Origin of the sequence: Cellulomonas algicola (genome assembly GCF_003851725.1) — a bacterium.
GTDB lineage: Bacteria > Actinomycetota > Actinomycetes > Actinomycetales > Cellulomonadaceae > Cellulomonas > Cellulomonas algicola.
Window position 1 is genome coordinate 1 of sequence record NZ_BHYL01000239.1, and the last position, 6,443, is coordinate 6,443.

At 73.5% G+C, this 6,443-nt stretch carries 3 protein-coding genes and 1 riboswitch; all 3 genes read left to right on the forward strand.

The features are described 5' to 3' along the window. Positions 1-192: 192 nt before the first annotated feature. Positions 193-5,157, forward strand: a complete 4,965-nt coding sequence (locus tag CTKZ_RS14835) for an ExeM/NucH family extracellular endonuclease (protein WP_124343666.1) — start codon at positions 193-195, stop codon at positions 5,155-5,157. A 115-nt stretch (positions 5,158-5,272) separates the two neighbouring features. Continuing rightward, on the forward strand, positions 5,273-5,500 hold the full coding sequence (locus CTKZ_RS14840) for a hypothetical protein (protein ID WP_124343667.1): 228 nt from the start codon (positions 5,273-5,275) through the stop codon (positions 5,498-5,500). A 109-nt stretch (positions 5,501-5,609) separates the two neighbouring features. After that, a riboswitch (TPP riboswitch) is annotated at positions 5,610-5,723 on the forward strand. Next, on the forward strand, positions 5,717-6,443 hold a 727-nt coding region (gene thiM / locus CTKZ_RS14845), incomplete at its 3' end, for a hydroxyethylthiazole kinase (RefSeq protein WP_124343668.1). It overlaps the preceding riboswitch by 7 nt.

The window sequence follows — 6,443 nt, forward strand, 5'->3', positions numbered from 1 at the left end:
GGGGGGGCCGTCGCCGTCTCCGGGGCCGGTCCAGGCACCCGGCCGAATCCGGACGAAGTTGTCGGACGTGGGACGAGTTCACCAAACGGTTACCGATGAGTAGTTGCCGTGAATCGGACGGAAAGGCGAAGGTGGCTGGTGGCCCGTCACGAGCGGGCATCTCTTGTGCCCCCCGATGAAGGAGAGCTCGACGTGCACGCAGGAGTGAAGTCGGCGACCGGGGGCCTCGCAGCCCTCGCGCTGGCGGCGGCCGGGTCACTGGCCGCGGCGACACAGGCGGCAGCGGCGCCGTCACCCACCGCGCCACTGGTCATCAACGAGGTGTACGGCGGGGGCGGCAACTCCGGCGCGCCGTTCAACCGGGACTTCGTCGAGCTGGTGAACACGACCACCGCGCCCGTCAGCGTCGACGGGTGGGCGGTGCAGTACGCGTCGGCGACGGGCACGTCCTGGCAGGTCACCGGCCTGTCCGGGACCGTGGCGGCCGGCGACCGGCTGCTCGTCGGCATGGGCTCGGGCGCGACGGGGGCCGCGTTCGACGTCGACGTCGAGGGCACGACGCTCATGGGCGCGTCGAACGGCAAGGTCGCGCTGACGTCGAGCGCGACCGCGCTCACGTGCGGTGCCGCGGCCAACCCCTGCAGCACGCAGGCGGCCGTCGTCGACCTCGTCGGCTACGGCACCGCGACCGACTTCAGCGGCACAGGTCCGGCGCCCGCGGCGTCGAACACGACGTCGGTGTCGCGCAGCGCGACCCACGCCAACACCGCGAACAACGCGGCCGACTTCACGGCGGGCACGCCCACACCGGAGAACTCCGGTGGCGGCGGCACCGACCCGGGCAACCCCGGTGACGGTGAGCACACGATCGCGGAGATCCAGGGCACGGGCGCGGCGTCGCCGCTGCAGGGCGCGACCGTCACGACGACGGGCGTCGTCACGGCGGCGTACCCGACGGGCGGGTTCAACGGCTACGTCATCCAGACGGCCGGCACGGGCGGCACGCTCGACCCGGCGCGCACGGCGTCCGACGCGGTCTTCGTGTTCTCGTCTGCGACCGTCGGCTCGGTCGCGATCGGCGACCACGTCGAGGTCACCGGTGTCGTGAGCGAGTTCAACGGGCTCACCGAGATCACGGTCGCGGCGGGTGGCGTCGAGAAGCTCGCGGCGCCGGGTGCGGTCACCCCGCTCAGCGGGGGCTGGCCCACGACGGCCGAGGGCCGCGAGGCGATCGAGTCGATGCTGCTGGCACCCACGGGCGAGTTCACGGTCGCGAACACGTTCTCGACGAACCAGTACGGCGAGGTCGGCCTCGCGGCCGGCACGACGCCGCTGCTGCAGCCGACCGAGGTCGGTCGCCCCGGCTCCGCGGAGGCGACCGCCACGGTCGCCGACAACGCGGCCCGCGGCGTCGTGCTCGACGACGGCGCGACGACGAACTTCCTGTCCGCGGCCAACCAGTCGCAGACGCCGCCGTACGTGTCGCTCGCGAACCCGGTGCGCGTCGGCGCGGCCGCGACGTTCCAGGCGCCCGTGGTCGTCGACTACCGGAACAACGCGTGGAAGCTCAACCCGACCAGCCAGTACGTGGCCGGCGGGACCGCGCCGGTGACCTTCGAGAACGACCGCACCGCGTCGCCCGCCGACGTCGGCGGCGACGTGAAGGTCGCGTCGTTCAACGTGCTCAACTACTTCACGACGCTGGGTGCGCAGGGCGCGACGTGCGTGCCGTTCCGCGACCGCACCGGTGACCCCGTCACGGTCGACACGGGCTGCGACCAGCGCGGCGCGTGGGACCCGGCGGACCTCCAGCGGCAGCAGGACAAGATCGTCGCGGCGATCAACGCTCTCGACGCGGACGTCGTGGGCCTGCTCGAGATCGAGAACTCCGCGGTCGTCGACGGCGTCGCGGACGAGGCGCTCGGCACGCTGGTCGACGCGCTCAACGCCGAGGCGGGTGCCGGCACGTGGGCGTTCGTCCCGTCGTCGGCGGACCTGCCGGCCGTCGAGCTGCAGGACACCATCACCAACGCGCTGATCTACCGCACCGCGGCGGTCGAGCGGACGGGCGACGCCCACGCGCTCGGCACGGCCAGCGCCGACGGTCAGGCGTTCGCGAACGCGCGCGAGCCCATCGCGCAGGCGTTCACGCCCGTCGCGGGCGGCGAGCCGGTGCTCGTCGTCGTCAACCACCTCAAGTCGAAGGGCTCGGCCGGTCCGTGGCCGGGCGACGCGGACACGGGCGACGGGCAGGGCGCGTCGAACGAGTCGCGCGTCCGCCAGGCGACCGCGCTGCGCGACTGGGTGCCGACGATCCAGGGCGACACCGAGGCCGTCGCGCTCGTCGGCGACTTCAACGCCTACACGCACGAGGACCCGCTGCAGGTGCTCTACGACGCAGGCTACGTCGACGCGGTCGACCAGCTCGCGCCGGGGCAGTGGTCGTACACGTTCTCGGGCCTGTCCGGCTCGCTCGACCACGTCCTGCTGAACGCCGCCGCGCGCGAGCGCGCGACCGGTGCGGACGTCTGGGAGATCAACGCCGAGGAGTCCATCGCGCTGGAGTACAGCCGGTACAACTACCACGGCACGCTCTTCTACGCGGACGACGTGTACCGCTCGTCCGACCACGACCCGGTCGTCGTCGGCCTCACCGCCGGGGACAACACGGGCCCGGTCGACCTGACCTTCCTCAACATCAACGACTTCCACGGGCGCATCGACGCCAACACCGTGAAGTTCGCGGGGACGGTCGAGAAGGAGCGTGCGGCGGCCCCCGGCCCGGTCGCGTTCCTGTCCGCGGGCGACAACATCGGCGCGTCGCTGTTCGCGTCGGCCGTCCAGCAGGACCAGCCCACGATCGACGTGCTGAACGCGCTCGAGCTCCGCGCGTCGGCGGTCGGCAACCACGAGTTCGACGGCGGGTTCGCCGACCTCACGGACCGTGTGGTCCCGGAGGCCGACTTCACCTACCTCGGCGCGAACGTCTACCAGAAGGGCACGACGACCCCGGCGCTGCCGGAGTACGCGCTGCTCGACATGGGCGGCGTCACGGTGGGCGTCATCGGCGCCGTCACCGAGGAGACCCCGACGCTCGTCACCCCGGGCGGCATCGCGACGCTCGACTTCGGCGACCCCGTCGAGGCCGTCAACCGGGTCGCGGCGCAGCTCACCGACGGCGACCCCACCAACGGCGAGGCCGACGTCATCGTCGCCGAGTACCACGAGGGCGCCGGCGCGGGCACGCCCGACGGCGCGACCCTCGAGGAGGAGGTCGCCGCGGGCGGCGCCTTCGCGGCGATCGTCGAGGACACGTCGGCCGCGGTCGACGCGATCTTCACCGGCCACACCCACAAGCAGTACGCGTGGGAGGGCCCCGTCCCCGGCGACGCGGACCGTACCCGGCCGATCGTCCAGACCGGCTCGTACGGCGAGTTCATCGGCAAGGTCGTGCTGACGTACGACCCGACGACCGACGAGGTCACGGCGCACACGCAGACGAACGTGGCGCGCACGACGGACGCCGACGCGACGCTCATCAGCACGTTCCCGCGCGTCGCGGCGGTCAACCAGATCGTCACCGACGCGCTCGCGTACGCGGCCGTCGTCGGCAACCAGCCCGTCGGCTCGGTGACCGCGGACATCACGACCGCGTACTCGGGCGGGTCCTACGTCAACGGCGTCTACGTCGGCTCGGGCCCGCTGCCCAGCACCGGCCGGGACGACCGGTCCAAGGAGTCGACGCTCGGCGGCCTGGTGGCGAACTCGCTGCTCGACACGCTGGCGTCGCCCGAACGCGGCGGCGCCGACATCGGCGTGGTCAACCCGGGCGGCATGCGCAACGAGCTGTTCTCCGCGCCCGACGGCGTCATCACCTACGCCGAGGCCAACGCGGTGCTGCCCTTCGTCAACAACCTCTGGACCACGACCCTCACGGGCGACCAGGTGAAGACGATGCTCGAGCAGCAGTGGCAGACCAACCGCGACGGCACCATCCCGAGCCGTCCGTACCTGCAGCTCGGCCTGTCGTCGAACGTCACCTACACGTACGACCCCGACGCGCCGCTCGGCTCGCACATCACCTCGGTGACCGTGAACGGCGAGCCGCTCGAGCCGGCGGGCGAGTACCGCATCGGCACGTTCTCGTTCCTCGCGCAGGGCGGTGACAACTTCCGGGTGTTCGAGGACGGCGCCGACACGGCGGACTCGGGTCTCATCGACCGGGACGCGTGGATCGCCTACCTGCAGGCGCACCCGGACCTGTCGCCGGACTTCGCGCGGCAGGCCGTGGGTCTGGCCGACGTGCCCACGCGCGTCGAGGCGGGGGGCCAGCTCGCGTTCGACGTGACCGGGCTCGACCTGACGAGCCTCGGCTCGCCGCTCAACACGTCGCTCGACGTGCGCGTCGACGGCCAGTCGATCGGCACGGCGACGGTGACGAACGGCGCGGCGACGGTCGCGGTGACCGTCCCGGAGAGCACCCCGGCCGGCGAGCACGTCCTCACGCTCGTCGCGAGCCCCAGCGGCACCACGGTGACGCTGCCGCTCACGGTCGAGGAGGGCCGGGCGTCGTCCACGACGACCCTCACCGCGAAGCCGACGAGCCAGGTGGTCGGCAAGTCGAAGGTCAAGCTCACCGCGACCGTCACGTCCGACGCGTCGGTGGCGGGTGCGACGGTCGAGCTCGTCGCCGGCGACACCGTCCTCGGCTCCGCGACGCTGTCGAAGAAGGGCTCGGCGACGTTCACGCTGCCCGCGAGCACGCCCGCCGGGACCTACGAGGTCGTCGCCCGGTTCGTCGGCACGGCCGACGTCGCGCCGTCGCAGTCCGCGCCGGTGACCGTCACAGTCACGCAGGTGAAGACGCACACGGGCCTCGTCGCGACCCGCACGACGCAGAAGCAGGGCTCGCTCCTGCCGACGCTGCTCGTCGCGGGCGTCGTCCAGGAGAACCTGCGGATCCCGTCCGGGAAGGTCGAGATCCGTGAGGGCGCGACCGTGGTGAGCCGGCACGACGTCGTCCTCGGCGTCGCGATCGGCCGCGTGCCGCACGACGCGAGCGTCGGCACGCACACGTACACCGCGACCTTCGTGCCGAGCGACCCGGACGTCGCGCCCAGCACGAGCGACCCGGTGACGGTGCGCGTCACGCGCTGACGCACGGCGCGGAGGCCCGGCCACCCGTCCCACGAGGGCGCGGCGGTCGGGCCTCCGTCGCATTCCGGCCTTTCGTCCTATGTGCCGGAAGCGTCCGACGGAGCACGCTGGACCCATGGCCGACCCGTCGCGCACCGACCGACGCCCCCTGCCGCTCGCCACGCACGGACCGCAGCCGTGGGAGCCGCCCGAGCTGCGGCACACGCCCGGCGGCGTCTGGGCTCCCGACCCTCTCGCGGTGCCCGCGGTCGCAGGCTGGGTCGACCCCGACGACCGCGTCGTCTGGTTCGAGCACCGCAACCCCGTGTCGGGCAGCGGCACCACCTGGGGCGCCGTCCGGTAGCCCGTCGCACGACCCGTCCGCAGGACCGGTCCGCACGACCTCCGACGACCCGTCGGTCCACCTGGTGAGCGGTGGGCCGACGGGTCGTCGGCGTCGTGGCTAGCCTGAGCGCACTGACACGGGGTGCCCCGCGCCGCCCGACCCGGGCGGACGAGGGGCTGAGATCACACCCGCCGAACCTGATCTAGTTCGTACTAGCGAAGGGATGTCGTCGCGATGACGTCTGCCTACCCGTCCACCGAACCGCACGGCGACGCGCTCGCGCTCGCCCACGCCGCCGGCGAGGCGCTCGCCGCGGTCCACGCGGCCACGCCACTCGTCCAGTGCCTGACGAACGAGGTCACGACGAACCTCGTCGCGAGCACGCTCCTCGCGGTCGGGGCGTCGCCCGCGATGGCGGCCGTGCCGGGCGAGGCCGAGGAGCTCGCGGGCGTCGCGGGCGCCGTCCTCGTCAACCTCGGCACGCTCGACCCGGACCTGCGCGCGTGCGTCGAGCCGACCGTGGCCACGGCCGTCGGGGCGCGCACGCCGTGGGTGCTCGACCCGGTCGCCGTGGGCGTGCTGTCGGTGCGCACGCGGCTCGCGGCGCGTCTCGTGGCCGAGCGCCCCGCCGTCGTCCGCGGCAACGCGAGCGAGGTGCGTGCGCTCGCGGGCCGGCTCTCCGCGGGCCGTGGTGTCGACGCGCGCGACGGGGTCGACGCCGCACGGGAGGCCGCGGCCGGTCTCGCGGCACGGCACGGGACGGTGGTCGCCGTGTCCGGCCCGGTCGACCTCGTCACGGACGGCGAGCACGAGGTGCGGCTCGCCGTCGGCCACCCGCTGCTGACCCGGATCACCGGCGCCGGGTGCGCGCTCGGCGGCCTGACGGCCGCGCTCGCGGCGGTCACCGAGCCGCTCGTCGCCGCGGTCGGGGCGACGACGCTGCTGGGTCTCGCCGCCGAGC